Origin of the sequence: Leclercia sp. LSNIH8 (assembly GCF_002920195.1) — a bacterium.
In the GTDB taxonomy this organism is placed as follows: Bacteria; Pseudomonadota; Gammaproteobacteria; order Enterobacterales; family Enterobacteriaceae; genus Enterobacter.
Genome location: NZ_PQJY01000002.1, coordinates 617,670 through 643,178 on the forward strand (window position 1 = coordinate 617,670; position 25,509 = coordinate 643,178).

Consider the following 25,509-nt stretch of genomic DNA (forward strand, 5'->3'; position numbering starts at 1 on the left):
CCATTAGCTGCCTTAAATCAAAAATTGTCGCCGGATGGTTAATTAAAATCCCTGTTCGATAACAATTTTGCATCCCTCTGGGGCTGCGAACGTCAGGATAAATTATGGAGCTGCTCTGCCCTGCCGGGAACTTACCGGCGTTAAAGGCGGCCATCGAAAACGGCGCCGATGCGGTTTATATCGGGCTGAAGGACGATACCAATGCCCGTCACTTCGCTGGTCTCAATTTTACCGAGAAAAAACTGCAGGAAGCGGTGAGCTTCGTACATCTTCATCGCCGTAAACTGCATATCGCTATCAATACCTTTGCCCACCCCGACGGCTATCAACGCTGGCAGCGCGCGGTGGATATGGCGGCACAGCTGGGTGCCGACGCCCTGATTCTGGCGGATCTCGCCATGCTGGAGTATGCCGCAGAACGCTATCCCCACATTGAGCGCCATGTCTCGGTACAGGCGTCTGCCACTAACGAAGAGGCCGTACGCTTTTATCATCGTAATTTTGAGGTGTCGCGCGTGGTGCTGCCGCGCGTACTCTCTATTCATCAGGTTAAGCAACTGGCGCGGGTCACGCCAGTTCCGCTGGAAGTTTTTGCCTTTGGCAGCCTGTGCATCATGGCTGAAGGGCGCTGCTACCTCTCTTCTTATCTCACCGGGGAATCGCCCAACACCGTAGGCGCCTGCTCCCCTGCCCGCTACGTGCGCTGGCAGCAAACCCCGCAGGGGCTGGAGTCGCGTCTGAACGAGGTGCTGATTGACCGCTATCAGGACGATGAAAACGCTGGCTATCCGACGCTGTGCAAAGGCCGCTATCTGGTGGATGGCGAGCGCTACCATGCGCTGGAGGAGCCCACCAGCCTGAACACCCTCGAACTGCTGCCGGAACTGCTGGCCGCCAACATCGCCTCGGTGAAAATCGAAGGACGCCAGCGCAGCCCGGCCTATGTCAGCCAGGTGGCAAAAGTGTGGCGCCAGGCGATCGATCGCTGCATGGCAAATCCGCAGAGCTATACGCCAGAACCGGCGTGGATGGAGACGCTCGGCTCGATGTCCGAAGGCACGCAGACCACGCTGGGTGCGTATCACCGTAAATGGCAGTGAGATAAACCATGAAATATTCATTAGGACCGGTGCTCTATTACTGGTCGAAAGAGACGCTGGAAGACTTTTATCAGCAGGCCGCAACCAGCCAGGCGGATGTGATTTACCTCGGCGAGGCGGTGTGCAGTAAGCGTCGCGCCACAAAGGTGGGTGACTGGCTGGAGATGGCGAAAACCCTGGCCGACAGCGGAAAGCAGGTCGTGCTCTCTACGCTGGCGCTGGTTCAGGCCTCGTCAGAACTGAATGAGCTGAAGCGCTATGTGGAGAACGGTGAATTTCTGCTGGAGGCCAGCGACCTCGGCGTGGTGAACCTGTGCGCCGAGCGCAAACTGCCGTTTGTCGCCGGGCATGCGCTGAACTGCTACAACGCCGTGACGCTGCGTCTGCTGCTCAAACAGGGCATGACGCGCTGGTGTATGCCGGTGGAACTCTCCCGCGACTGGCTGGTGAACATCCTGGCGCAGTGCGACGAGCTGGGGATCCGCAATCAGTTTGAAGTGGAAGTGCTCAGCTACGGGCATCTGCCGCTGGCGTACTCCGCCCGCTGCTTTACCGCGCGCTCAGAGAATCTGCCGAAAGATGAGTGCGAAACCTGCTGCATCAAATACCCCAACGGACGCAGCATGCTGTCGCAGGAGAATCAGCAGGTATTTGTCCTCAATGGCATTCAGACCATGAGCGGCTACGTTTACAACCTTGGCAACGAACTGGCCTCAATGAAAGGGCTGGTGGATATGGTGCGTCTGTCGCCGCTGGGCACCGAAACCTTCGCCATGATCGACGCCTTCCGCGCCAATGAAAATGGTGCTGCCCCGCTGCCGCTGACGGCGAACAGCGAGTGCAACGGCTACTGGCGACGTCTCGCCGGGCTGGAGCTGCAGGACTAAAAAAGGCTCACTTTGTTAACAACGACTGTAAAATTTTAATGCACTATTAAAGATTCACCGTCGACAAAGTGAGCTGCTATGACTGATAAATCCATTCCGTTTTCGGTGCTGGACCTGGCGCCGATCCCTGAAGGCTCCTCGGCAAGGGAAGCCTTTACCCACTCACTGGATCTCGCCCGCCTGGCTGAACAGCGCGGCTATCATCGCTACTGGCTGGCGGAACACCACAACATGGTCGGGATTGCCAGCGCCGCCACCTCAGTGCTGCTCGGCTATCTGGCGGCGAATACCACGACGCTGCATTTAGGCTCGGGCGGCGTGATGCTGCCTAACCATTCGCCGCTGGTTATTGCCGAGCAGTTTGGTACTCTCAACACCCTCTATCCGGGCCGTATCGACCTGGGACTGGGCCGCGCACCGGGCAGCGATCAGCCAACCATGCGCGCCCTGCGTCGCCATATGAGCGGTGACATCGATAACTTCCCCCGCGACGTGCTTGAACTGGTGGAGTGGTTTGATGCCCGTGACCCGAATCCGCAGGTGCGTCCTGTGCCGGGCTACGGCGAGCAGATCCCGGTGTGGCTGTTAGGCTCCAGCCTCTACAGCGCGCAGCTGGCCGCGCAGCTGGGCCTGCCGTTTGCGTTTGCCTCGCACTTTGCGCCGGATATGCTGCACCAGGCACTGCATCTCTATCGCACTAACTTTAAGCCTTCGGCGCGGCTGGAAAAACCGTATGCGATGGTGTGCATCAACATCATTGCCGCTGACAGCAACCGCGACGCGGAATTTCTGTTTACCTCCATGCAGCAGGCCTTTATGAAGCTGCGCCGCGGCGAGACGGGGCAACTGCCACCGCCGGTGGAGAATATGCACCAGCTGTGGTCGGCCTCAGAACAGTATGGCGTGCAGCAGGCGTTAAGCATGTCGCTGGTAGGGGATAAAGCGAAGGTGCGTCATGGACTGGAAGCGGTGCTGCGTGAGACGCAGGCTGATGAGATCATGGTCAACGGCCAGATCTTCGATCACCAGGCGCGTCTGCATTCGTTCGATCTGGCGATGCAGGTGAAAGAGGAGTTGGTGGGGTAATGCATTGTTTGCCCGGTGGCGCTTCGCTTACCGGGCCTACGGTCACGTGTAGGCCGGATAAGGCGCAGCCGCCATCCGGCACAAAACTTTACTGATATACAGGCAGCAGATTAAAGCTCGACAGCACGTGGACCACTGCGTTGCCGATACCGAACACCAGGATCAGTGCAATCATCGGCTTGCCGCCCCAGACGCGGAATTTTGGGCTACCGAAGCGCTTACGTGATTTACGCGCCAGCAGCGCCGGAACAATCGCCGCCCAGATCGTTGCCGCCAGCCCTGCATAGCCAATGGCATACAGGAAACCGTTCGGCCACAGCAGGCCACCAATGACCGGCGGCAGGAAGGTCAGCAGCGCGGTTTTCAGACGCCCCAGCGCGGAGTCATCAAAGCCACAGAGATCGGCCAGGTAGTCAAACAGCCCCAGGGTCACGCCGAGGAACGAGCTCGCCACGGCGAAGTTGGAGAAGATCACCAGCAGCAGATCCAGACTGCGGCTGTTGAGTACGCCACTCAGCGCCTGCACCAGCACATCAATATTCCCGCCCTTCTGCGCAATGCCGATGAACTCCGGACGCGGAATGTTACCCATCGTCCCCAGCAGCCAGATGACATACAGCCCTAGTGCCAGCAGCGTGCCGTAGACCAGGCAGCGGGTGATGGTGCGCGGATCTTTGCCGTAATACTTCATCAGGCTCGGAACGTTGCCGTGATAGCCAAACGATGCCAGACAGAACGGCAGGGTCATCAGCAGATACGGTGAATACGAGGTGTTGCTCTCTGCCACATTAAACAGCGTGGCGGGCGTAACATGCCCCAGCAGGCTGCCGAAGGTCAGGAAGAAGGTGATGACTTTGGCACCCAGCACAATGGCCGTCATCCGGCTCACCGCTTTGGTACTCATCCAGACGATAAATGCCACGCCAAGGGCGAAGGCAAAACCTGCCAGGCGCGCCGGGACGTTCAGCGACATCTCTGCGAAGGTGTGATGCAGAATCGAACCGCTGGCCGAGATATAGGCGTAGGTCAGGATATAGAGCACAAAGGCAATGGAAATACCGTTGACGATATTCCAGCGCTTGCCCAGCAGGTCGCGGGTGATGGTGTCAAAGCTCGACCCAATGCGGTAGTTGAGGTTAGCTTCGAGGATCATCAGCCCGGAGTGCAGCATACAGAACCAGGTGAAGACCAGCGCCGCCAGCGACCAGAAGAACCACGCCCCGGACATGACCACCGGTAGGGAGAACATCCCCGCACCTATGATGGTGCCGCCGATGATCACCACACCGCCGAGCAGTGAAGGTGACGTTTGGGTGGTGGTTAGTGTCGCCATACAGCCTTTTCTCCAGTCAATAATTTGGGACCTGCATCTTAATGTGCTGCACTGTACCAGTACAATAGTACAAAAGGAATAAAAAAAGCCCCGATAAAAATATCGGGGCTGTATATTTTACTTTACGCTACAGAGCGTGAAGATTACGCGTCACGACGACGAACCGGGCCATCTTCGCGACGTGGGCCACGGCTTTCGCGACGCTCACCGCTGAAACGACCTGCACCTGGTGCAGCCCCTTCACGACGAGGACCACGACCGCCTTCACGACGCTCGCCACCGAAGCTGCGGCCACCGCCACGACGTTCGCCGCCACGGTCCTGACGCGGCTGAGCATCGCCCAGCAGCTGCATGTTCATCGGCTTGTTCAGGATGCGGGTACGGGTAAAGTGCTGCAGAACCTCGCCCGGCATACCTTTTGGCAGTTCGATAGTGGAGTGGGTACCGAACAGCTTGATGTTACCGATGTAACGGCTGCTGATGTCACCTTCGTTAGCGATCGCGCCAACGATATGACGAACTTCAACACCATCATCACGGCCCACTTCAATGCGGTACAGTTCCATTTCGCCAGCGTCACGACGTTCGCGACGTGGACGATCTTCACCACCACGCTCTGGACGGTCGCCACGTGGGCCACGATCGTTGCGGTCGCCACGACGTTCGAAACGATCGTCACGGTCACGGAACTCACGCTTAGGACGCATCGGTGCATCTGGCGGCACGATCAGAGAACGTTCGCCCTGCGCCATCTTCAGCAGTGCAGCGGCCAGCGTTTCGATATCCAGCTCTTCGCCTTCGGCGGTCGGCTGGATCTGCGTCAGCAGCGCACGATACTGATCCAGATCGCTGCTCTCCAGCTGCTGCTGGACTTTCGCGGCGAATTTTTCCAGACGGCGTTTGCCCAGCAGCTCTGCGTTTGGCAGGTCTGCTTCTGGAATGGTCAGCTTCATGGTGCGTTCGATGTTACGCAGCAGACGACGTTCGCGGTTCTCAACGAACAGCAGCGCACGGCCCGCACGACCTGCACGACCGGTACGGCCAATACGGTGAACGTAAGACTCGGAGTCCATCGGGATATCGTAGTTAACAACCAGGCTGATACGTTCAACGTCCAGACCACGTGCTGCCACGTCGGTTGCAATCAGGATATCCAGACGACCGTCTTTCAGACGCTCCAGCGTCTGCTCACGCAGCGCCTGGTTCATGTCGCCGTTCAGCGCTGCGCTGTTGTAGCCGCTACGCTCCAGGGCTTCTGCCACTTCCAGGGTTGCATTTTTGGTACGAACGAAGATGATCGCCGCATCAAAATCTTCTGCTTCCAGGAAACGCACCAGCGCTTCATTTTTACGCATACCGTACACAGACCAGTAGCTCTGGCTGATGTCCGGGCGAGTAGTCACGCTGGACTGAATGCGCACTTCCTGCGGCTCTTTCATGAAGCGGCGGGTAATGCGACGGATCGCTTCCGGCATGGTTGCAGAGAACAGAGCGGTCTGATGACCTTCCGGGATCTGCGCCATGATGGTTTCTACGTCTTCGATGAAGCCCATGCGGAGCATTTCGTCAGCTTCATCCAGTACCAGACCGCTCAGTTTAGAGAGATCCAGCGTACCGCGTTTCAGGTGATCCAGCAGACGACCCGGCGTACCGACGACAATCTGTGGACCCTGACGCAGGGCGCGTAACTGCACGTCATAACGCTGGCCGCCGTACAGGGCAACCACGTTTACGCCGCGCATGTGTTTAGAGAATTCAGTCATAGCTTCCGCCACCTGAACAGCCAGTTCACGGGTCGGAGCCAGTACGAGGATCTGCGGTGCACGCAGGTCCGGGTCAATGTTATTCAGCAGCGGCAGCGAGAACGCTGCGGTTTTACCGCTACCAGTCTGGGCCATGCCCAGCACGTCACGACCAGAGAGCAGATGTGGGATACATTCTGCCTGGATCGGAGATGGTTTTTCGTAACCCAGATCGTTAAGGGCTTCAAGGATAGGAGCCTTCAGGCCCAGATCTGCAAAAGTGGTTTCGAATTCAGCCATGTAGTACGAGTGCCTCAATGTCAATGGCGGCCAGTCTACATAACTTATCGTGAAAATTTTCGGTAATTTTCATTGAAAGTGTGAACCGGCTCAAAGTAGGTGTATTGACGAACAACAACGCCCTCACCAGTAAAGGTGATGGCAATCAAAAGATTACGGGCTGATGTTTATGTCGTCAGCTATTGCTGGTCCGATTCTGCCAGGTCGTCATGCTCCTGGCCCAAGAGCGATAATTCCAACAATGCATAACGGTGCTCAACGTAGTTGTGTACGTTGTTAGCAACCGCTAATTTGAACAGTGCCGTAGCGCTGTCCGTATCCCCCAGACTTAGGTAGTACTTACCTAAATAGAAGTTGGTTTCACTGAGATGCTCAGCGAGCGAGGTGTTATCCGTTGCGTCCGCCTTCAGGCGTTCCATCAGCGTTGCTTCGCTAATGTCGCCCAGGTAGAACTCGACAATATTCCATCCCCACTGTTCCTTGTCCGATTTGTCGAAGCGTTGTTTTAACGCGTCTTTAGCCTGCTTTTCGTCAAGCTTCTGCTCAACAATGAAAAGCCACAGGCTACGGAAAGGATCGTTAGGATCGTCTTGATAAAACGCCAGCAGATCATCTTGCGCTAACTTGTCACGACCGCCGTAATACAATGCGATACCGCGATTCAAGTGCGCGTAGTTGTAAGTTGGATCAAGCTCAAGTACAGAATCAAACGCTTCATAGGCAGCATCAAAATTGCCTGCCTGCGTTAAATAAATGCCTAAGTAATTGAATACTTCAGGCATATCCGGTCGGATCGCCAACGCTTGTGAAAAATCATTTCGCGCCAGTGCCCTCAGACCGAGACTATCATACAACACTCCGCGCTCATATAAAAGCTGTGCGCGTTCGTCATCGGTTAAAGCCCGACTGGCAAGAATTTGTTCCATGCGTGCCAGAATCACTTCCTGCTGCAAAGTCGGTTGCAGTGGCACTGCGAGGACTTCACTTTTACGCCAGGCAGAGTTGCTGCATCCTGCCAGCGTCAAAGCTGTCGCAACGAAACACCAGCGCAGAAAAGGCTTCATTTCCCACTCCCGAAGACAACAATTGGATGAACGTCCTGTCCCCCGGCTGCTAACAAGGCGTCCTGCCTGATAACAAGCCCCCCGCTTGCACGGGGGGCAAACGGCAACCTTACTCGCCCTGTTCGCCAGCCGGAGCTTCCGGCGCAGCGGCAGGCTGAGACTGCTCGGTCGCTTCTTTAATGCTCAGACGGATACGGCCCTGACGGTCAACTTCGAGAACTTTAACCGGCACTTCCTGACCCATCTGCAGGTAATCGGTCACTTTCTCAACGCGCTTGTCAGCGATCTGAGAGATATGTACCAGACCTTCTTTACCGCCACCGATGGCAACGAATGCGCCAAAGTCAACGATACGGGTCACTTTACCATTGTAGACACGGCCCACTTCGATCTCGGCAGTGATCTCTTCGATACGACGGATAGCGTATTTCGCTTTCTCGCCGTCGGTCGCTGCGATCTTCACAGTACCGTCATCTTCGATTTCGATGGTGGTGCCAGTCTCTTCGGTCAGGGCACGGATAACAGAACCGCCTTTACCGATAACGTCTTTGATCTTGTCCGGGCTGATCTTAATGGTGTGGATACGTGGAGCGAACTGAGAAATGTCGCCACGTGGCGCGTTGATCGCCTGTTCCATCACGCTCAGGATGTGCAGACGTGCACCTTTAGCCTGGTTCAGCGCAACCTGCATGATCTCTTTGGTGATGCCTTCAATTTTGATATCCATCTGCAGGGCAGAGATACCTTCGCGGGAACCCGCGACTTTGAAGTCCATGTCACCCAGGTGATCTTCGTCGCCCAGGATGTCAGACAGAACAACGAAGTTGTCGCCTTCTTTCACCAGACCCATTGCGATACCCGCAACGGCCGCTTTCACCGGTACGCCCGCATCCATCAGTGCCAGAGAAGCACCGCACACGGAAGCCATAGAAGAGGAACCGTTAGATTCGGTGATTTCAGAAACCACACGAACGGTGTACGGGAATTTATCAGCATCTGGCATCACAGCCAGCACGCCGCGCTTCGCCAGACGACCGTGACCAATTTCACGACGCTTCGGCGAGCCAACCATACCGGTTTCACCTACGGAGTACGGAGGGAAGTTGTAGTGGAACAGGAAGCTGTCAGTGCGCTCGCCCATCAGTTCGTCGATGTTCTGTGCGTCACGGGCAGTACCCAAGGTCGCGGTAACCAGCGCCTGCGTTTCACCACGGGTGAACAGCGCAGATCCGTGAGTACGTGGCAGCACGCCAGTACGCACATCCAGACCACGGATCATATCTTTTTCACGGCCATCGATACGCGGCTCGCCTGCCAGAACGCGGCTACGAACAACGTTTTTCTCGATAGCGTGCAGGATTTCGCCGAGCTCGTTAGCGTCCAGGGACTCATCTTCTGCCACCAGCGTAGCGATGGTTTCAGATTTGATCGCGTCAACCTGGGTATAACGCTCTTGCTTGTCGGTGATGCGGTAAGCATCGCTCAGACGCGCTTCGGCCAGGGCTGCAACGCGTGCATTCAGCGCGTCGTTTGCCGCTTCTGGCTGCCAGTCCCAACGTGGTTTACCGGCTTCTTTCACCAGGTCGTTGATGTTCTGGATAACAATCTGCTGCTGGTCGTGGCCAAAGACCACCGCGCCCAGCATCTGGTCTTCGCTCAGCAGTTCTGCTTCGGATTCAACCATCAGTACCGCAGCTTCTGTACCGGCAACAACCAGGTCCAGCTTGCTTGACTTCAGCTCGTCCTGAGTTGGGTTCAGAACGTACTGGTCATTGATGTAACCCACGCGCGCAGCACCGATAGGACCGTTGAATGGAATACCAGACAGGGAGAGGGCTGCGGATGCGCCGATCATCGCAACGATGTCCGGGTTAACCTGTGGGTTAACGGAAACAACGGTCGCGATAACCTGAACTTCGTTAACGAAGCCTTCCGGGAAGAGCGGACGAACCGGGCGGTCAATCAGACGCGCGATCAGGGTTTCGCCTTCGCTTGGACGGCCTTCACGACGGAAGAAACCACCCGGGATTTTACCGGCAGCGTAAGTACGCTCCTGGTAGTTTACGGTCAGTGGGAAGAAGTCCTGACCTGGTTTAGCTTTTTTCTGGCCAACCACGGTCACGAATACCGCGGTGTCATCCATGCTTACCATAACAGCAGCAGTAGCCTGACGTGCCATCATGCCGGTTTCCAGCGTAACGGTATGTTGACCGTACTGGAATTTACGAACGATCGGATTCAGCAAGATTCTGTCCTTTCTTAAATGAATGACAGCACACCAAAGGCGTGCTGACTTTTACCGGACCTTCTTCGCATCCTCGCGACTAATGACAACCGACACCCCCATGGGTGAAGCCTCTCATTAGCCGCGCGAACCTCTGCAATGAAGATCATTTATAGCAACAATACATTAGTTTCCAGTGAATTGCTGCGGTCTGGTTGAAAAAAGGGGCCATAAGGCCCCCTTTTCTGAAACTCGCAAGACTTAGCGACGCAGGCCCAGACGCTCGATCAGCGCGGTGTAGCGTGCAACATCTTTACGTTTCAGGTAGTCGAGCAGTTTACGACGCTGAGAAACCATGCGCAGCAGACCACGACGGCTGTGGTGATCTTTTTTGTGCTCTGCAAAGTGACCCTGCAGGTGGTTAATCTGTGCAGTCAGCAGTGCAACCTGAACTTCGGTAGAACCGCTGTCGTTAGCATCACGACCAAACTCAGAAACGATTTTAGCTTTAGCTTCAACGCTTAGAGACATTTTAAAACTCCAAAATTTAAAGAATGAAAGGAAGCCGATCTCTAATTCAGCTTTCCCATGTATAACGTATGCCAATTGTTAAACAATTTACCAGACGTTAAGCCGCAATATTCTACCCGCCTCCCCTGCTTATCGCAAGGCAAGGCGTCAGCTTATGCCGGATATTCAACCACCAGACGGCGTGGGGCAACACGACCTTCGTCGTCGATTTCACCCATCCCGATGAAGGCGTTGTCATCCCCTTCCGTAACGCGCACCAGCCCTTGTGCCGGGACATTCGTCGTGCGCACCGGGTTGCCGTTTTTAAAGTAAACGGAGGAGGTCAACGGCAGATTGACAACCGGATAGTCCGAAGCAGGACTGTCCATTGGCATCAGTAATGGGTCAAGCAGATCCGCAGCCTCTGTGCCCTGCTCCTGCGCCTGGTCCACCAGCGCCTGCAGCTGCTCCAGCGTCACCATACGTTCAGCCGGGTACTTGCTGACTGCCAGACGGCGCAGATAAATGACGTGCGCGCCACAGCCCAGCTTCTCACCCAGATCGTCGATGATGGTGCGGATATAGGTGCCTTTTGAGCAATGCACTTCCAGCTCCAGCTCATCGCCTTCGTGACGAATGAACAGCAGCTCATAGACCGTAATCGGACGGGCCTCGCGTGGCACCTCAATTCCCTGACGCGCATACTCATAGAGCTTTTTGCCCTGGTACTTCAGCGCCGAGTACATGGACGGCACCTGTTGAGTGTCGCCACGGAAGCTCTCGAGCGCGGCATCAAGCTGTTCGCTGCTGAACGTCACCGGACGCTCTTCGACGACCTGACCATCAGCATCGGAGGTGTCCGTGCGCTGGCCAAGCTTGGCAATCACGCGGTAGCGTTTGTCCGAATCCAGCAGATACTGGGAAAACTTGGTCGCTTCACCCAGACAAATCGGCAGCATACCGGTCGCCAGCGGATCCAGCGCCCCGGTGTGCCCCGCGCGGTTGGCGTTATATATACGCTTTACTTTTTGCAGCACGTCGTTGCTGGATGCACCCTGCGGTTTATCCAGCAGCAGCACGCCGTGCACGTCGCGACCGCGACGACGAGGACGACTCATCAGTCCTCCTTTTTATCGTCCGGGTTCACACGACGCTCATCATCCTGCTTCACCACGCTGGTGACCAGGTTGGACATGCGCATCCCTTCGACCAGCGAGTTGTCGTAGAAGAAGGTCAGCTCTGGCACGATACGCAGGCGCATCGCTTTGCCAAGCAGAGAGCGGATGAAACCAGAGGCTTCCTGCAGCGCTTTAATACCGTTCTTAACCGCGTCTTCGTCCTGGTCATTCAGGAAAGTCACGAACACTTTGGCATACGCCAGGTCGCGGGACATTTCAACGCCAGACACGGTGGTCATCATCCCCAGACGCGGGTCTTTGATTTCGCGCTGAAGGATGATTGCGATCTCTTTTTGCATCTCCTGAGCCACGCGCTGCGGGCGACCAAATTCTTTCGCCATAATAAATTCTCCAGACAAAAAAGGGGCCAAAGCCCCTTTTGAAATTTAATGCCGGGTGGCGCGAAGCGATCCCGGCCTACAATCGGCAATCTTAGCGAAGATTACGCGATAGTGCGTTGGATCTCGATGATCTCGAACACTTCGATCATATCGCCAACGCGAACGTCGTTGTAGTTCTTAACGCCGATACCACATTCCATGCCGTTACGGACTTCGTTAACGTCATCTTTGAAGCGGCGCAGGGATTCCAGCTCGCCTTCGTAGATAACCACGTTGTCACGCAGTACGCGGATTGGGTTGTGACGTTTGATGTTACCCTCGGTAACCATACAGCCCGCGATCGCACCGAATTTCGGTGATTTGAACACGTCACGCACTTCAGCCAGACCGATAATCTGCTGTTTCAGTTCCGGAGACAGCATACCGCTCATTGCCGCTTTCACTTCGTCGATCAGGTTATAGATGACGGAGTAGTAACGCAGATCCAGGCTTTCCGCTTCGATCACGCGACGCGCAGAGGCGTCGGCACGCACGTTGAAGCCAACCAGAATCGCGTTGGACGCTGCAGCCAGGGTTGCGTCGGTTTCGGTGATACCACCTACGCCGGAACCGATGATCTTCACCTTCACTTCGTCGGTAGAGAGTTTCAGTAAAGAGTCGGAGATCGCTTCCACAGAACCCTGAACGTCGGCCTTCAGAACCACGTTCACTTCGTGAACTTCGCCTTCGGTCATGTTGGCGAACATGTTCTCGAGTTTAGATTTCTGCTGACGAGCCAGTTTAACTTCACGGAATTTGCCCTGACGGTACAGCGCAACTTCACGCGCTTTCTTCTCGTCACGAACAACGGTCACTTCATCACCGGCAGCCGGAACACCGGACAGACCCAGGATTTCCACAGGAATGGATGGACCTGCTTCCAGCACTTCGCGACCCAGTTCGTCACGCATTGCACGAACACGGCCATATTCGAAGCCACACAGCACGATGTCGCCTTTGTTCAGGGTACCTTCACGTACCAGAACGGTCGCAACCGGGCCACGGCCTTTATCCAGGAAGGATTCGATTACCGCGCCGCTCGCCATACCATTGCGAACCGCTTTCAGCTCCAGAACTTCAGCCTGCAGCAGGATAGCGTTCAGCAGGTCGTCGATACCGGTACCCACTTTTGCAGAAACCGGGATGAACTGAGACTCACCGCCCCACTCTTCCGGCATAACACCGTACTGGGACAGTTCGTTTTTAACGCGATCCATGTCCGCTTCTGGCTTATCGATTTTGTTCACTGCAACAACCAGAGGCACCTGCGCCGCTTTCGCGTGCTGGATAGCTTCGATGGTCTGTGGCATTACGCCATCGTCTGCTGCGACAACCAGAACAACGATATCCGTTGCCTGAGCACCACGTGCACGCATGGAGGTAAACGCGGCGTGGCCCGGGGTATCCAGGAAGGTGATCATCCCGTTATCGGTTTCTACATGGTATGCACCGATGTGCTGGGTAATGCCGCCTGCTTCGCCGGAGGCAACTTTCGTAGAACGAATGTAGTCCAGCAGAGAGGTTTTACCGTGGTCAACGTGACCCATGATGGTCACAACCGGTGCACGCGGCTCAGCTGCTGCGCCAGTGTCACGGTCGCTCATTACCGCTTCTTCCAGCTCGTTTTCACGACGCAGGATAACTTTGTGGCCCATCTCTTCGGCAACCAGCTGTGCGGTTTCCTGGTCGATAACCTGGTTGATGGTCGCCATTGCGCCCAGCTTCATCATCGCTTTGATGACCTGAGAGCCTTTAACCGCCATCTTGTTAGCCAGATCGCCAACGGTGATGGTTTCGCCGATCACAACGTCACGGTTAACAGCCTGCGCTGGCTTCTGGAAGCCCTGCTGCAGAGCGGAACCTTTACGCTTGCCGCCTTTACCACCGCGAACGGCAGCACGTGCTTCTTCACGGTCAGCTTTAGATTCGGCGTGCTTATTGCCTTTTTTGGCTGGACGCGCGGCTTTCGCACTGCGCGTGCGGCCACGACCACCTTCAACTTCACGGTCGTTGTCATCTTCAGCCTGACGCGCGTGCTGGGAGGTGGTGACGTGATAGTCGCTGGTGTCTTCGGACGGTTCAGCGGCATTCACACCGTTTTTCTCGTTCTCTTCTGCCATACGGCGCGCTTCTTCAGCAACGCGACGGGCTTCTTCTTCAAGCTTGCGACGGGCTTCTTCTTCCGCTTTACGCTTCAGCTCGGCTGCTTCATTTTCACGACGGGCTTTTTCTGCCTGGGCGTTTTTGGTCATATCGTCAGTCTGTTGATTGCTCACTTTGTCTTTTTCCGCAGCGTCGCGCTTCGCTTTTTCAGCGGCGTCACGTTTCGCTTTTTCTGCGGCCTCACGTTCAGCTTTTAATACTGCCTCACGTTTGGCGTTTTCTTCTGCCTCACGCTGGGCTTGCTCTTCCGCTTCACGCTGTGCCTGCTCTTCCGCAGCGAGGCGTTCTGCCTCTTGCGGATCACGTTTTACAAAGGTGCGCGTCTTGCGGACTTCGATTTGTACCGATTTACTTTTTCCACCGGTACCTGGAATGTTTAACGTGCTACGCGTTTTGCGCTGCAGCGTTAACTTGTCAGGCGTTGAACCATGTTCACGGTTCAGATGCGTTAACAAGGTTTGTTTTTCTTGCGCGGTCACCGAGTCATCAGCGGACTTCGGGATCCCTGCATCAGCAAATTGCTGTACCAGGCGATCCACGGAGGTCTGAATCTCAGCAGCCAGCGTTTTTACAGTTACATCAGTCATGCTGTTCCTTCCTGCTACAGTTTATTACGCTTCGTCGCCGAACCAGCAGATATTACGTGCGGCCATGATGAGTTCGCCGGCTTTCTCGTCGGTTAAACCTTCGATATCGGCCAGGTCATCAACGCCTTGCTCAGCGAGATCTTCCAGCGTACAAACACCACGGGCAGCCAGCTTGAACGCGATCGCACGATCAAGACCTTCCAGATTCAGCAGGTCATCAGCCGGTTTGTTATCACCAAGGCTTTCTTCCTGAGCCAGTGCCAGGGTGGTCAGTGCGTTTTTAGCGCGTTCACGCAGGGCTTCAACGGTGGCTTCATCCAGACCGTCAATTTCCAGCAGTTCTTTCATTGGCACATAGGCCAGTTCTTCCAGCGTAGAGAAACCTTCTTCAACCAGAACGGTGGCGAACTCTTCGTCAATGTCCAGATGTTTAGTGAAGGTATCAATCGCTGCATGGGCTTCAGCCTGGTGCTTCGCCTGCAGGTCGTCAACGGTCATTACGTTGAGTTCCCAGCCGCTCAGCTGCGATGCCAGACGGACGTTCTGACCGTTACGGCCGATAGCCTGTGCCAGGTTACCGGCTTCAACGGCGATATCCATGGTGTGCTTATCTTCGTCGACGACGATAGAGGCAACATCAGCCGGGGCCATCGCGTTAATCACGAACTGCGCCGGGTTGTCGTCCCACAGAACGATATCAATACGCTCACCGCCGAGTTCAGTCGAAACGGCCTGAACGCGCGCGCCACGCATACCGACACAAGCACCGACCGGATCGATACGTTTGTCGTTGGTTTTCACCGCGATTTTCGCACGGGAACCTGGATCGCGGGCAGCCGCTTTGATCTCGATAACTTCTTCGCCGATTTCTGGCACTTCGATGCGGAACAGTTCGACCAGCATCTCAGGCTTAGAACGGGTCACGAACAGCTGAGCACCGCGGGCTTCTGGACGCACGGAATAGAGTACGCCGCGAATACGGTCGCCCGGACGGAAGTTTTCGCGTGGCAGCATATCTTCACGCAGGATAACCGCTTCCGCGTTGTTACCCAGATCCAGGGAGATGTTGTCGCGGTTAACTTTCTTCACCACGCCGGTGATGATCTCACCTTCGTGCTCGCGGAACTGGTCAACAACCATCGCACGTTCAGCTTCACGTACTTTCTGTACGATAACCTGTTTCGCGGTCTGTGTGGTGATACGGTCGAAGGTCACGGATTCGATCTGATCTTCAACGTAATCATCAATGTTCAGGCTTTCATCTTCGAAACGCGCCGCTTCGAGGGTGATTTCCTTCGTTGGTTGGGTCACTTCTTCAACGATAAGCCAACGACGGAAAGTATCGAAGTCACCGCTTTTACGATCGATTTCAACGCGGACATCGATCTCTTGTTCATATTTTTTCTTGGTTGCCGTAGCCAGTGCACTTTCCAGCGCTTCGAAAATTTTCTCACGCGGCAGGGCTTTCTCGTTGGAAACGGCTTCAACAACAGCCAAAATTTCTTTGTTCATCGCGGGCTTTTCACCTCAATCCAGACTGTTAAAAGTGGGGAACCAGGTTCGCCTTCTGGATATTACTCAGCGCGAACACTTCATCTTTGCCTTCGACTGTAACCGTGATCATCTCACCATCAACGGCTTTAATAACGCCTTGCCATTTACGGCGGTTCTGTACGGCCATGCGCAGAACGAGAGCCACTTCTTCACCAATAAAGCGCGTGTAGTGTTCAGCCGTGAACATTGGTCTGTCGAGACCAGGCGAGGAAACTTCCAGGTTGTAGGCAACAGTAATGGGATCTTCAACATCGAGAACCGCACTCACCTGGTGGCTGACATCAGCACAATCATCAACATTGATGCCATCTTCACTATCAATATAGATGCGCAGCGTGGATGTACGACCCCGAACGAATTCGATGCCGACCAGTTCATAGCCCAGTGCTTCGACCGGTGCTGTAATCATCTCTGTTAATTTTTGCTCTAATGTGGACAAGCCCACCCCCAAGACGTAAAAAAAGGGCATAAAGCCCAGTTATTCTGTAGTCAGATAACAAAAAACCCCGATAAATCGGGGCTTTAGATAACTGAACCCTATAGCCACAACTGTGGCCTGGAGCACTTTCAAAAAGAATTTTTTCAAATCCAGCTACGAAGGCGCTAAGTCTTCACAGTATATTTGAAAAAGGACTTTATAGGAAAGTGGTTGCGGGGGCCGGATTTGAACCGACGACCTTCGGGTTATGAGCCCGACGAGCTACCAGGCTGCTCCACCCCGCGCCTGAAACGTGGCAAATTCTACTCGCTGTGGGTAAAAAATGCAAATAATGCTGGGATTTGGTACCGAGGACGGGACGTAAAATCGGCATACAGTATATTGATAGCGTACCCCCACTGTCAACCCCGTGAACAATAGCGATTAAGGCGGGAAATTTTTACAAAAAATCCACGAATCTCTTTCGGTACTTGCCAAAAGATGATTAAATGAAAACTCACTTATTCTGCATAAAAATGCATTTTAGGGTGAAGCGATCACTCATCAGTCAATCAAGCAGGGTTTTATTTTATGACGACGATTCTCAAGCATCTTCCGCAAGGACAACGTATTGGCATCGCTTTTTCCGGCGGTCTGGACACCAGCGCTGCACTGCTTTGGATGCGCCAGAAGGGAGCGGTTCCGTATGCATATACTGCGAACCTGGGTCAGCCGGATGAGGACGATTACGAAGCCATCCCGCGTCGCGCCATGGAGTATGGTGCCGAGAACGCACGCCTGATTGACTGCCGTAAGCAGCTGGTTGCCGAAGGTATCGCTGCTATTCAGTGCGGCGCTTTCCATAACACTACTGGCGGTCTGACCTATTTCAACACCACGCCGCTGGGCCGTGCTGTTACCGGTACGATGCTGGTTGCCGCCATGAAAGAAGATGGCGTCAACATCTGGGGCGACGGCAGTACCTATAAAGGCAACGATATCGAGCGCTTCTATCGTTACGGCCTGCTGACTAACGCCGAGCTGCAGATTTATAAGCCGTGGCTCGATACCGATTTCATCGATGAGCTGGGCGGCCGTCATGAAATGTCTGAATTTATGATCGCCTGCGGTTTCGATTACAAGATGTCGGTCGAGAAAGCCTATTCAACCGACTCCAACATGCTGGGTGCTACCCACGAAGCAAAAGACCTGGAATACCTGAACTCCAGCGTGAAGATCGTTAACCCGATCATGGGCGTGAAGTTCTGGGACGAAAACGTCAAAATCCAGGCAGAAGAAGTAACCGTACGTTTTGAACGCGGCCACCCGGTTGCCTTGAACGGTAAGACATTCTCTGACGACGTGGAACTGATGCTGGAAGCTAACCGCATTGGTGGCCGTCACGGTCTGGGTATGAGCGATCAGATTGAAAACCGTATCATCGAAGCGAAGAGCCGTGGCATCTATGAAGCCCCGGGGATGGCCTTGCTGCACATCGCTTACGAGCGTCTGCTGACCGGCATTCATAACGAAGACACCATCGAGCAGTATCACTCCCACGGTCGCCAGTTAGGTAAACTGCTGTACCAGGGCCGCTGGTTCGATCCGCAGGCACTGATGCTGCGTGATGCCCTGCAGCGTTGGGTGGCGAGCGCCATCACCGGTGAAGTGACCTTAGAACTGCGTCGCGGCAATGACTACTCGATTCTGAATACGGTCTCTGACAACCTGACCTACCAGCCAGAGCGTCTGACCATGGAAAAAGGTGATTCCGTCTTCTCGCCGGACGACCGTATTGGTCAGCTGACCATGCGTAATCTGGATATCACCGATACCCGCGCCAAGCTGTTCACCTATACCGAGAACGGTCTGCTCTCCGTCTCAACCGGTAACGGCCTGCCGCAGGTTGAGAATCTGGAAAACAGCGATAAGCAGTAATCGCGAATTAAGATGCAAAAGGCGCCTGAGGGCGCCTTTTTTATTGCCGAATTTCGTGACGTGTAGGGCGGGCAAGCGCAGCGGTGCAACGCTTGCCGGGCCTACGAAAAGACAACGTACAGACGAAAAAAAAGACGTCTTTCGACGTCTTTCTTTCGGAATATTGGTACTGAGGATGGGACTCGAACCCACAAGCCCGTTAGGGCACTACCACCTCAAGGTAGCGTGTCTACCAATTCCACCACCTCAGCACAGATACTACTCTTACTGCGGGATATCGCTGGTCGGCTTAGCCGGTGCAGCTGGCTGAGTCTGCTCAGATTTCGCTGGCGCGCTCAGGTTATCCCACTCGCTTCCTTTGTTGATCTTGTTGCTATTGATATTGCCAAGCGCCAGACTGATGATGAAAAACAGCGTTGCCAGAATCGCCGTTGCGCGGGTCATGAAGTTACCAGAACCACTTGAACCGAACAGCGTACCAGAAGCGCCTGCTCCAAAAGAGGCCCCCATATCAGCGCCTTTACCTTGCTGCAGCATGATCAGCGCTACCAGAGCGATGGCTACAATAAGGAAAACAACTAAAAGAGCTTCGTACATAATCAACCTGTTCCTTGCGGATTTGCCGCATACCAATGCTTCAACCAATAAGCAGGAATTTTGCTTTCCCACTGAAGCGGGTGTGAATACTAACCAAAGCGAATGACCTTCGCAAGGGCAATTTCAGCTCATTGTATCAAGTGCGGAAAAAAACAGCAAAACCGCCATAACTGTACAAAACAAAGGCGGCATAAGCCGCCTTTTTAGACACTTACCAGAGGTTACGCAGCTTTTACCGCATCAGCGATGCGATAGGCAAACTCGGTGACCTGTGCTTCGTCTTCCCCTTCCACCATCACACGGATCAGCGGTTCGGTACCCGACTTACGCAGCAGAACACGGCCACGGGAGCCCAACGCCGCCTCCACTTCAGCCATCACCGCTTTCACGTTCTCGTTTTCCAGTGGATCGCCCTTACCTGCCGTAAAGCGAACGTTGACCAGGATCTGCGGGAACATTTTCATCCCACTGCACAGATCGTGCAGAGACATATGGTTACGCACCATCGCTGCCACAACCTGCAGGCTCGCCACGATCCCGTCACCGGTAGTGGTTTTGTCGAGCAGGATCACGTGACCGGAGTTCTCCGCACCGATGCGCCAGCCTTTCTCCTGCAGTTTTTCCAGTACGTAACGGTCGCCAACCTTGGCGCGCACAAACGGAATACCCAGCTGCTTGAGCGCCAGCTCCAGACCCATGTTGCTCATCAGCGTTCCAACGGCACCACCGCGCAGCTGTCCCTGACGCAGACCTTCACGGGCGATGATATAGAGGATCTGGTCGCCATCGACTTTATTGCCTTCATGGTCAACCATGATGACGCGGTCACCATCGCCATCGTAAGCAATCCCGAGATCGGCCTTCTCCGCCAGTACGCGCGCCTGCAGAGCGCGAACATCCGTTGCACCTACCTCGGCATTGATATTCAGACCGTTTGGCTCGCAACCGATGGCAACAACCTGCGCGCCCAGTTCGCGGAATACGTTAGGGGCGATGTGGTAGGTTGCACCGTTAGCGCAGTCCACCACGATTTTCAGATGACCCAGGCTGAGTTCGTTCGGGAAGGTGCCTTTGCAAAATTCAATATAGCGACCCGCAGCATCGACGATACGGCTGGCTTTACCCAGCTCAGCGGAGTCAACGCAGGTCAGCTCTTTTTCCATTTCCGCTTCAATCGCTTCTTCAACGTCATCCGGCAGTTTGGTGCCGTCAATGGAGAAGAATTTGATGCCGTTATCGTAGAACGGGTTATGCGAGGCAGAGATCACGATGCCCGCTTCGGCACGGAACGCGCGGGTCAGATAGGCCACTGCGGGGGTTGGCATAGGGCCCGTGAAAGAGGCGGAGAGCCCAGCGGCAGACAGACCCGCTTCCAGTGCGGATTCGAGCATGTAACCGGAAATACGCGTATCTTTACCGATAATGATTTTGCGCGAACCGTGGCTTGCCAGCACCTTGCCAGCCGCCCAGCCTAACTTCAGTACAAACTCAGGAGTGATTGGCGCATCGCCCACGCGTCCACGAATGCCGTCGGTACCAAAAAATTTACGATTACTCATAGCGGGAGTTTTCCTTAGCTGCCAGTGTGGCTTCCACCACTCGCATGGCTTCTGCTGTTTCTTTTACGTCATGGACGCGAATTATATGTGCTCCCTGCATCGCTGCAATCACCGCACAGGCCAGACTGCCACTCAGACGTTCTGACGGCCCAACGTTAAGCAGTTGGCCTATCATTGATTTTCTCGACATTCCGACCAGCAGCGGCAGGCCAAAATGGTGAAACTCCGATAAGCGCGCAAGAAGTTCGTAGTTGTGAGAGAGATTTTTACCGAAACCGAAGCCCGGGTCGAGCAGCAATTTCGCTTTTGCGATACCGGCACGTTCACAGCGCGCAATATGCTCTTCAAAGTAGCGGTTCACGTCCGCAAACACGTCGCTGTATTTCGGCGCATCCTGCATGGTTTTCGGCTGACCCTGCATATGCATCAGGCATACCGGTAACCCGGTCTCGGCAGCCGCTTCAAGCGCACCGGGCTCGGTGAGGGAGCGAATGTCATTGATAATGTGAGCGCCCACTCTTGCCGATTCGCGAATCACCTCGGGTTTGGAGGTATCAACAGAGATCCAGACTTCGAAACGCTGAGCGATCGCCTCAACGACCGGGATAACGCGCGATAACTCTTCATCAACGCTGACATCCGCAGCCCCAGGTCGCGTTGACTCTCCACCTACGTCGATAATCGTCGCGCCAGCGTTGATCATCAGATTCGCATGCCTGACCGCATCGATAAGCGAGTTATGCGTGCCGCCATCGGAAAAAGAGTCTGGCGTGACGTTCAGGATCCCCATCACATGGGGATGAGAAAGATCGAGATAAGAATCCTGGGCGAAGAGTTTCATAGCAAGTCCCTGATTTTTGGTTAAGCAGACAAGAAAAACCCCGGGGCAAGCCCCAGGGTTTCAGGTTAAGAGAAGATCATTGACAGCGGTGGCTTATTTATCGCCCAACTGTTCTGACATGGTGTTACCCGGGTTTGGCGTACGCGGTTCATCGACCGGACGCGGCGCACGTGGCGTACTGTTGTTGTCAGAGTTGTTAGAGGCACCTGGATCTTCCCAGCCCGCAGGCGGACGAACATCACGGCGAGCCATCAGGTCGTCAATCTGCGGCGCATCGATGGTCTCATATTTCATGAGCGCATCTTTCATGGCGTGCAGGATATCCATATTGTCATTCAGGATCTGACGAGCGCGACCGTAGTTACGTTCAATCAGCGCTTTTACTTCCTGGTCGATGATACGAGCTGTCTCATCGGACATATGTTTCGCTTTCGCCACGCTGCGGCCAAGGAACACTTCGCCTTCTTCTTCCGCATAGAGCAGCGGACCAAGTTTGTCGGAGAAGCCCCACTGGGTCACCATGTTACGGGCCAGGTTGGTCGCGACTTTAATGTCGTTAGACGCACCGGTCGAAACATGTTCCACACCGTAGATAATTTCTTCTGCCAGACGACCACCGTAGAGGGTTGAAATCTGGCTTTCCAGTTTCTGGCGGCTGGCACTGATTGCATCGCCTTCCGGCAGGAAGAACGTAACGCCCAACGCACGACCACGTGGAATAATCGTCACTTTATGCACCGGATCATGTTCCGGCACCAGGCGACCGATAATCGCGTGACCCGCTTCGTGGTAAGCCGTGGACTCTTTCTGCGCTTCCGTCATCACCATGGAGCGACGTTCCGCACCCATCATGATTTTGTCTTTCGCTTTCTCGAACTCCACCATGGAGACCACACGCTTGTTGCCACGGGCAGCAAACAGCGCAGCTTCGTTCACCAGGTTAGCCAGATCGGCACCGGAGAAGCCTGGCGTACCGCGCGCAATGATTGCCGCATCGATGTCCGGAGAGAGCGGTACGCGACGCATATGCACTTTCAGGATCTGCTCACGACCACGAACGTCTGGCAGACCAACCACAACCTGACGGTCAAAACGACCTGGACGCAGCAGCGCAGGGTCAAGAACGTCCGGACGGTTAGTTGCAGCGATAACGATAATGCCTTCGTTACCTTCAAAGCCATCCATCTCGACCAGCATCTGGTTCAGCGTCTGCTCACGTTCATCGTGACCACCGCCCAGGCCCGCGCCACGCTGGCGACCTACGGCGTCGATTTCATCGATGAAGATGATGCACGGTGCGGCTTTCTTGGCCTGTTCGAACATGTCACGCACACGAGATGCACCCACACCCACGAACATTTCAACGAAGTCAGAACCGGAAATGGTAAAGAACGGCACCTTCGCTTCACCTGCGATGGCTTTCGCCAGCAGGGTTTTACCGGTACCAGGAGGACCTACCATCAGAACGCCTTTCGGGATCTTACCGCCCAGTTTCTGGAAACGGCTCGGCTCACGCAGGTATTCAACCAGTTCACCCACCTCTTCTTTCGCTTCGTCGCAACCTGCAACGTCAGCAAAAGTGGTTTTGATCTGGTCTTCCGTCAGCATACGCGCCTTGCTCTTGCCGAACGACATGGCGCCTTTGCCACCGCCGCCCTGCATCTGACGCATAAAGAAGATCCAGACGCCGATAAGCAGCAGCATCGGGAACCAGGAAATGAAGATAGAAGCCAGCAGGCTTGGCTCTTCCGGCGGCTCGCCGACAACCTTAACGTTTTTAGTCAGCAGGTTATCAAGCAGCTTAGGATCGTTCACCGGAATGTAAGTCGTGTAACGGTTACTATCTTTCTTGGTAACGTTGATCTCACGTCCGTTGATACGCGCTTCGCGAACCTGATCCTGGTTGACCTCTTGCAGGAAGGTAGAGTAGTCCACCTTACGGCCATTAGACTCGCTGGGCCCAAAGCTCTGGAATACTGACATCAGCACAACGGCAATGACCAGCCAGAGTATTAGGTTTTTCGCCATGTCACTCAAGGGATTAACCTCTTATTACAACTGTGTTAAAAACAGCGTCAGGATACTCTGTATCCGATTTATTTCAAACTTTCGCCTGAAATTCACCGGTTATCATTTTCGCCCGGTCGCTACAATATACACTTCACGTGAACGCGCACGCGAAGAGTCCGGTTTACGAACTTTGACCTTCGTAAACAGGGAGCGAATTTCCTTCAGATACTCCTCGAAACCTTCGCCCTGGAACACCTTTACTAAAAAACTACCACCCGGCGCTAATACATCACGACACATTTCTAACGCCAGTTCTACCAGATACATGGAGCGGGGGATATCCACCGCCGGTGTTCCGCACATATTTGGCGCCATATCGGACATGACAACCTGAACTTTACTGTCACCTACCCGTTCAAGTAACGCTTTCAGTACTAATTCATCACGAAAATCGCCCTGAAGGAAGTCCACACCAACGATAGGATCCATAGGTAAAAGATCGCAGGCGATAATTCGGCCCGTTCCGCCGATTTGCGTTACCGCATATTGCGACCATCCACCGGGCGCTGCACCGAGGTCAACAACTGTCATCCCCGGTTTAAAGAGTTTGTCACTTTGCTGTATTTCATCAAGTTTAAACCAGGCACGGGAACGTAACCCCTTTTTCTGTGCCTGTTGAACATATTTATCGCTAAAGTGTTCCTGGAGCCAGCGGCTCGAGCTAGCAGAACGCTTTTTACCTGTCATTTAACTTTCCGTCCTGGTTCATCGTAGCCTGTGGTGTAAATTTCCACTCAGCAATTTGGCGATATTAGGGAGATGGCGGTAGAATGAACCGTTTTCAATCCCAACGTAAGCAAAAATATACGATGAATCTGAGTACTAAACAAAAACAGCACCTTAAAGGTCTGGCACATCCGCTCAAGCCTGTAGTGATGCTTGGCAACAATGGTTTGACCGAAGGGGTACTGGCCGAGATTGAACAAGCGCTGGAGCACCACGAATTAATCAAGGTGAAAATCGCCTCTGAAGACAGAGACACCAAGACCTTGATCGTGGAAGCAATCGTGCGCGAGACCGGCGCCTGTAATGTACAGGTCATCGGTAAAACGCTGGTGCTCTACCGCCCATCTAAAGAGCGTAAAATCTCGCTGCCACGCTAAGATTATCCTGAATTGAACACATTTACTGTGTAAAACGAGGGGTTTTTCTTTAGCAGGTGAGCAAAATGCCATGCTCCTTGAGTTGATAAAAGGCCGCTATGCGGCCTTTTTCCTATCTTTACAATCTATCAACATCTGTCCAGGGATGCGAATTACAGGTAATCAACCTTGGTAATTTCGAATTCCACTTCGCCGCCTGGCGTACGGATAGTGACAACATCGTCCTGCTCTTTACCCACCAGACCGCGTGCAATTGGCGAGTTTACTGAGATCAGATTCTGCTTAAAATCAGCCTCGTCATCACCCACGATGCGGTAGGAGACCTCTTCGTCCGTATCCAGGTTAATCACGGTGACGGTAGAGCCAAAAATCACGCGTCCGTTATTTGGCATTTTTGTGATATCAATCACCTGCGCATTTGACAGCTTGGCTTCGATATCTTTGATACGCCCTTCGCAGAACCCCTGCTGCTCACGCGCGGCGTGATACTCAGCATTCTCTTTCAGATCGCCATGCTCACGTGCTTCCGCAATGGCGGCGATGATTTCAGGGCGGCGAACAGATTTCAAAAAATCCAGTTCTTCACGCAGTTTTTCAGCACCACGTAAGGTCATCGGAATAGCTTGCATTTGTTATACCTCTTTGACATTCCTGTTAGGTACGGTTAACCGACCCGACTACTGGCCCCGCAGGCATCACAGCCTGGCACAGGTCAGAAGCAAAAGAAAACTGACCCGGAAACAATGTCCCAGGTCAGCAGCAATTTTTCAGTTTGATACGTATTTTAACGCGAAGTTCAGTATGGGTCATCGTTTACTTTACAGGGCGTTGGGCCGTAGTATGACGGTTTGTTTCCGGGTTGTTAGCGCGAGATT

Annotated in this window: 22 protein-coding genes and 2 tRNA genes; 5 read left to right on the forward strand and 19 right to left on the reverse strand. The window is 54.2% G+C overall.

The annotated features are described in order from the left end of the window. Positions 1 to 104: 104 nt before the first annotated feature. The 3 genes from ubiU (at position 105) to C3406_RS07930 (ending at position 3,073) form a co-directional block, all read left to right on the forward strand. Positions 105 to 1,100, forward strand: a complete 996-nt coding sequence (gene ubiU, locus C3406_RS07920; RefSeq protein WP_103824911.1) for a ubiquinone anaerobic biosynthesis protein UbiU — start codon at positions 105 to 107, stop codon at positions 1,098 to 1,100. An 8-nt stretch (positions 1,101 to 1,108) separates the two neighbouring features. Then, the gene (locus C3406_RS07925; RefSeq protein WP_103824912.1) at positions 1,109 to 1,987 is read left to right on the forward strand and encodes a U32 family peptidase; all 879 of its coding nucleotides are present in this window, start codon (positions 1,109 to 1,111) and stop codon (positions 1,985 to 1,987) included. Positions 1,988 to 2,065: 78 nt separating this feature from the next. Further along, complete coding sequence (locus tag C3406_RS07930) at positions 2,066 to 3,073, forward strand: luciferase-like monooxygenase (RefSeq protein ID WP_103824913.1); 1,008 nt, start codon at positions 2,066 to 2,068, stop codon at positions 3,071 to 3,073. Between the two features lie 88 nt (positions 3,074 to 3,161). On the opposite strand, the gene mtr is transcribed toward C3406_RS07930, so the two are convergent. The 12 genes from mtr to C3406_RS07990 form a co-directional block, all read right to left on the reverse strand. After that, positions 3,162 to 4,406: a tryptophan permease gene (gene mtr, locus C3406_RS07935; protein WP_103824914.1), complete on the reverse strand. Its 1,245-nt coding sequence runs from the start codon at positions 4,404 to 4,406 to the stop codon at positions 3,162 to 3,164. A gap of 143 nt (positions 4,407 to 4,549) precedes the next feature. After that, positions 4,550 to 6,448 (reverse strand): DEAD/DEAH family ATP-dependent RNA helicase, encoded by a 1,899-nt coding sequence (locus C3406_RS07940; RefSeq protein ID WP_103824915.1) that lies wholly within the window; start codon positions 6,446 to 6,448, stop codon positions 4,550 to 4,552. Continuing rightward, complete coding sequence (gene yrbN, locus C3406_RS26805) at positions 6,441 to 6,521, reverse strand: protein YrbN (RefSeq protein WP_103177161.1); 81 nt, start codon at positions 6,519 to 6,521, stop codon at positions 6,441 to 6,443. Before yrbN ends, C3406_RS07940 begins: the two co-directional genes overlap by 8 nt. A gap of 106 nt (positions 6,522 to 6,627) precedes the next feature. Further along, the gene (gene nlpI / locus C3406_RS07950) at positions 6,628 to 7,512 is read right to left on the reverse strand and encodes a lipoprotein NlpI (protein ID WP_103177162.1); all 885 of its coding nucleotides are present in this window, start codon (positions 7,510 to 7,512) and stop codon (positions 6,628 to 6,630) included. A 109-nt stretch (positions 7,513 to 7,621) separates the two neighbouring features. Next, complete coding sequence (pnp, locus tag C3406_RS07955) at positions 7,622 to 9,757, reverse strand: polyribonucleotide nucleotidyltransferase (RefSeq protein ID WP_103824916.1); 2,136 nt, start codon at positions 9,755 to 9,757, stop codon at positions 7,622 to 7,624. Positions 9,758 to 9,997: 240 nt separating this feature from the next. After that, positions 9,998 to 10,267: a 30S ribosomal protein S15 gene (gene rpsO / locus C3406_RS07960; RefSeq protein WP_032614416.1), complete on the reverse strand. Its 270-nt coding sequence runs from the start codon at positions 10,265 to 10,267 to the stop codon at positions 9,998 to 10,000. A gap of 152 nt (positions 10,268 to 10,419) precedes the next feature. After that, positions 10,420 to 11,364 carry a tRNA pseudouridine(55) synthase TruB gene (gene truB, locus C3406_RS07965; protein WP_103824917.1) on the reverse strand — a complete coding sequence of 315 codons (945 nt, stop codon included), beginning with the start codon at positions 11,362 to 11,364 and terminating at the stop codon, positions 10,420 to 10,422. Continuing rightward, entirely contained in the window at positions 11,364 to 11,765 is a 402-nt protein-coding gene (gene rbfA, locus C3406_RS07970) for a 30S ribosome-binding factor RbfA (RefSeq protein ID WP_103177165.1), read from the reverse strand. Before rbfA ends, truB begins: the two co-directional genes overlap by 1 nt. A gap of 101 nt (positions 11,766 to 11,866) precedes the next feature. Further along, the gene (infB, locus tag C3406_RS07975) at positions 11,867 to 14,554 is read right to left on the reverse strand and encodes a translation initiation factor IF-2 (protein ID WP_103824918.1); all 2,688 of its coding nucleotides are present in this window, start codon (positions 14,552 to 14,554) and stop codon (positions 11,867 to 11,869) included. A 24-nt stretch (positions 14,555 to 14,578) separates the two neighbouring features. Beyond that, on the reverse strand, positions 14,579 to 16,066 hold the full coding sequence (nusA, locus tag C3406_RS07980) for a transcription termination factor NusA (RefSeq protein WP_103824919.1): 1,488 nt from the start codon (positions 16,064 to 16,066) through the stop codon (positions 14,579 to 14,581). Positions 16,067 to 16,094: 28 nt separating this feature from the next. Next, positions 16,095 to 16,547 (reverse strand): ribosome maturation factor RimP, encoded by a 453-nt coding sequence (rimP, locus tag C3406_RS07985; protein WP_146052369.1) that lies wholly within the window; start codon positions 16,545 to 16,547, stop codon positions 16,095 to 16,097. A gap of 207 nt (positions 16,548 to 16,754) precedes the next feature. After that, positions 16,755 to 16,831, reverse strand: a tRNA-Met gene (locus C3406_RS07990). A gap of 286 nt (positions 16,832 to 17,117) precedes the next feature. Here C3406_RS07990 and argG point away from each other — a divergent pair. After that, positions 17,118 to 18,464, forward strand: coding sequence for an argininosuccinate synthase (argG, locus tag C3406_RS07995; RefSeq protein ID WP_103824921.1), 1,347 nt, complete (start codon positions 17,118 to 17,120; stop codon positions 18,462 to 18,464). Positions 18,465 to 18,628: 164 nt separating this feature from the next. On the opposite strand, the gene C3406_RS08000 is transcribed toward argG, so the two are convergent. From C3406_RS08000 to rlmE, 6 genes are all read right to left on the reverse strand, one after another. Then, a tRNA-Leu gene (locus tag C3406_RS08000) sits at positions 18,629 to 18,715 on the reverse strand. 13 nt (positions 18,716 to 18,728) lie between these two features. Further along, on the reverse strand, positions 18,729 to 19,061 hold the full coding sequence (gene secG / locus C3406_RS08005; RefSeq protein WP_039031650.1) for a preprotein translocase subunit SecG: 333 nt from the start codon (positions 19,059 to 19,061) through the stop codon (positions 18,729 to 18,731). 221 nt (positions 19,062 to 19,282) lie between these two features. Beyond that, positions 19,283 to 20,620 (reverse strand): phosphoglucosamine mutase, encoded by a 1,338-nt coding sequence (gene glmM / locus C3406_RS08010; protein WP_103824922.1) that lies wholly within the window; start codon positions 20,618 to 20,620, stop codon positions 19,283 to 19,285. After that, entirely contained in the window at positions 20,613 to 21,461 is an 849-nt protein-coding gene (folP, locus tag C3406_RS08015; protein ID WP_103824923.1) for a dihydropteroate synthase, read from the reverse strand. The genes glmM and folP overlap by 8 nt, the downstream gene beginning before the upstream one ends. 93 nt (positions 21,462 to 21,554) lie before the next feature. Next, positions 21,555 to 23,489 carry an ATP-dependent zinc metalloprotease FtsH gene (gene ftsH, locus C3406_RS08020; RefSeq protein ID WP_103824924.1) on the reverse strand — a complete coding sequence of 645 codons (1,935 nt, stop codon included), beginning with the start codon at positions 23,487 to 23,489 and terminating at the stop codon, positions 21,555 to 21,557. 102 nt (positions 23,490 to 23,591) lie between these two features. Further along, positions 23,592 to 24,218 carry a 23S rRNA (uridine(2552)-2'-O)-methyltransferase RlmE gene (gene rlmE / locus C3406_RS08025; protein ID WP_103177173.1) on the reverse strand — a complete coding sequence of 209 codons (627 nt, stop codon included), beginning with the start codon at positions 24,216 to 24,218 and terminating at the stop codon, positions 23,592 to 23,594. A 122-nt stretch (positions 24,219 to 24,340) separates the two neighbouring features. On the opposite strand from rlmE, the gene yhbY reads away from it, so the two are divergent. Continuing rightward, positions 24,341 to 24,634 (forward strand): ribosome assembly RNA-binding protein YhbY, encoded by a 294-nt coding sequence (gene yhbY, locus C3406_RS08030; RefSeq protein ID WP_032614629.1) that lies wholly within the window; start codon positions 24,341 to 24,343, stop codon positions 24,632 to 24,634. A 152-nt stretch (positions 24,635 to 24,786) separates the two neighbouring features. Here yhbY and greA read toward each other — a convergent pair whose 3' ends face one another. Further along, complete coding sequence (gene greA, locus C3406_RS08035) at positions 24,787 to 25,263, reverse strand: transcription elongation factor GreA (protein WP_103177174.1); 477 nt, start codon at positions 25,261 to 25,263, stop codon at positions 24,787 to 24,789. Positions 25,264 to 25,509: the final 246 nt, after the last annotated feature.

Excerpts from the sequence above, each read along its gene's own strand:
- C3406_RS07925 (WP_103824912.1), top strand. The coding sequence starts at position 1,109 with ATGAAATATTCATTAGGACCGGTGCTCTATTACTGGTCGAAAGAGACG.
- folP (WP_103824923.1), bottom strand. The coding sequence starts at position 21,461 with ATGAAACTCTTCGCCCAGGATTCTTATCTCGATCTTTCTCATCCCCAT.
- nlpI (WP_103177162.1), bottom strand. The coding sequence starts at position 7,512 with ATGAAGCCTTTTCTGCGCTGGTGTTTCGTTGCGACAGCTTTGACGCTG.
- C3406_RS07930 (WP_103824913.1), top strand. The coding sequence starts at position 2,066 with ATGACTGATAAATCCATTCCGTTTTCGGTGCTGGACCTGGCGCCGATC.
- infB (WP_103824918.1), bottom strand. The coding sequence starts at position 14,554 with ATGACTGATGTAACTGTAAAAACGCTGGCTGCTGAGATTCAGACCTCC.
- greA (WP_103177174.1), bottom strand. The coding sequence starts at position 25,263 with ATGCAAGCTATTCCGATGACCTTACGTGGTGCTGAAAAACTGCGTGAA.
- mtr (WP_103824914.1), bottom strand. The coding sequence starts at position 4,406 with ATGGCGACACTAACCACCACCCAAACGTCACCTTCACTGCTCGGCGGT.
- ubiU (WP_103824911.1), top strand. The coding sequence starts at position 105 with ATGGAGCTGCTCTGCCCTGCCGGGAACTTACCGGCGTTAAAGGCGGCC.
- argG (WP_103824921.1), top strand. The coding sequence starts at position 17,118 with ATGACGACGATTCTCAAGCATCTTCCGCAAGGACAACGTATTGGCATC.
- rlmE (WP_103177173.1), bottom strand. The coding sequence starts at position 24,218 with ATGACAGGTAAAAAGCGTTCTGCTAGCTCGAGCCGCTGGCTCCAGGAA.
- rpsO (WP_032614416.1), bottom strand. The coding sequence starts at position 10,267 with ATGTCTCTAAGCGTTGAAGCTAAAGCTAAAATCGTTTCTGAGTTTGGT.
- truB (WP_103824917.1), bottom strand. The coding sequence starts at position 11,364 with ATGAGTCGTCCTCGTCGTCGCGGTCGCGACGTGCACGGCGTGCTGCTG.
- secG (WP_039031650.1), bottom strand. The coding sequence starts at position 19,061 with ATGTACGAAGCTCTTTTAGTTGTTTTCCTTATTGTAGCCATCGCTCTG.
- yhbY (WP_032614629.1), top strand. The coding sequence starts at position 24,341 with ATGAATCTGAGTACTAAACAAAAACAGCACCTTAAAGGTCTGGCACAT.
- rbfA (WP_103177165.1), bottom strand. The coding sequence starts at position 11,765 with ATGGCGAAAGAATTTGGTCGCCCGCAGCGCGTGGCTCAGGAGATGCAA.
- C3406_RS07940 (WP_103824915.1), bottom strand. The coding sequence starts at position 6,448 with ATGGCTGAATTCGAAACCACTTTTGCAGATCTGGGCCTGAAGGCTCCT.
- yrbN (WP_103177161.1), bottom strand. The coding sequence starts at position 6,521 with ATGAAAATTACCGAAAATTTTCACGATAAGTTATGTAGACTGGCCGCC.
- glmM (WP_103824922.1), bottom strand. The coding sequence starts at position 20,620 with ATGAGTAATCGTAAATTTTTTGGTACCGACGGCATTCGTGGACGCGTG.
- ftsH (WP_103824924.1), bottom strand. The coding sequence starts at position 23,489 with ATGGCGAAAAACCTAATACTCTGGCTGGTCATTGCCGTTGTGCTGATG.
- nusA (WP_103824919.1), bottom strand. The coding sequence starts at position 16,066 with ATGAACAAAGAAATTTTGGCTGTTGTTGAAGCCGTTTCCAACGAGAAA.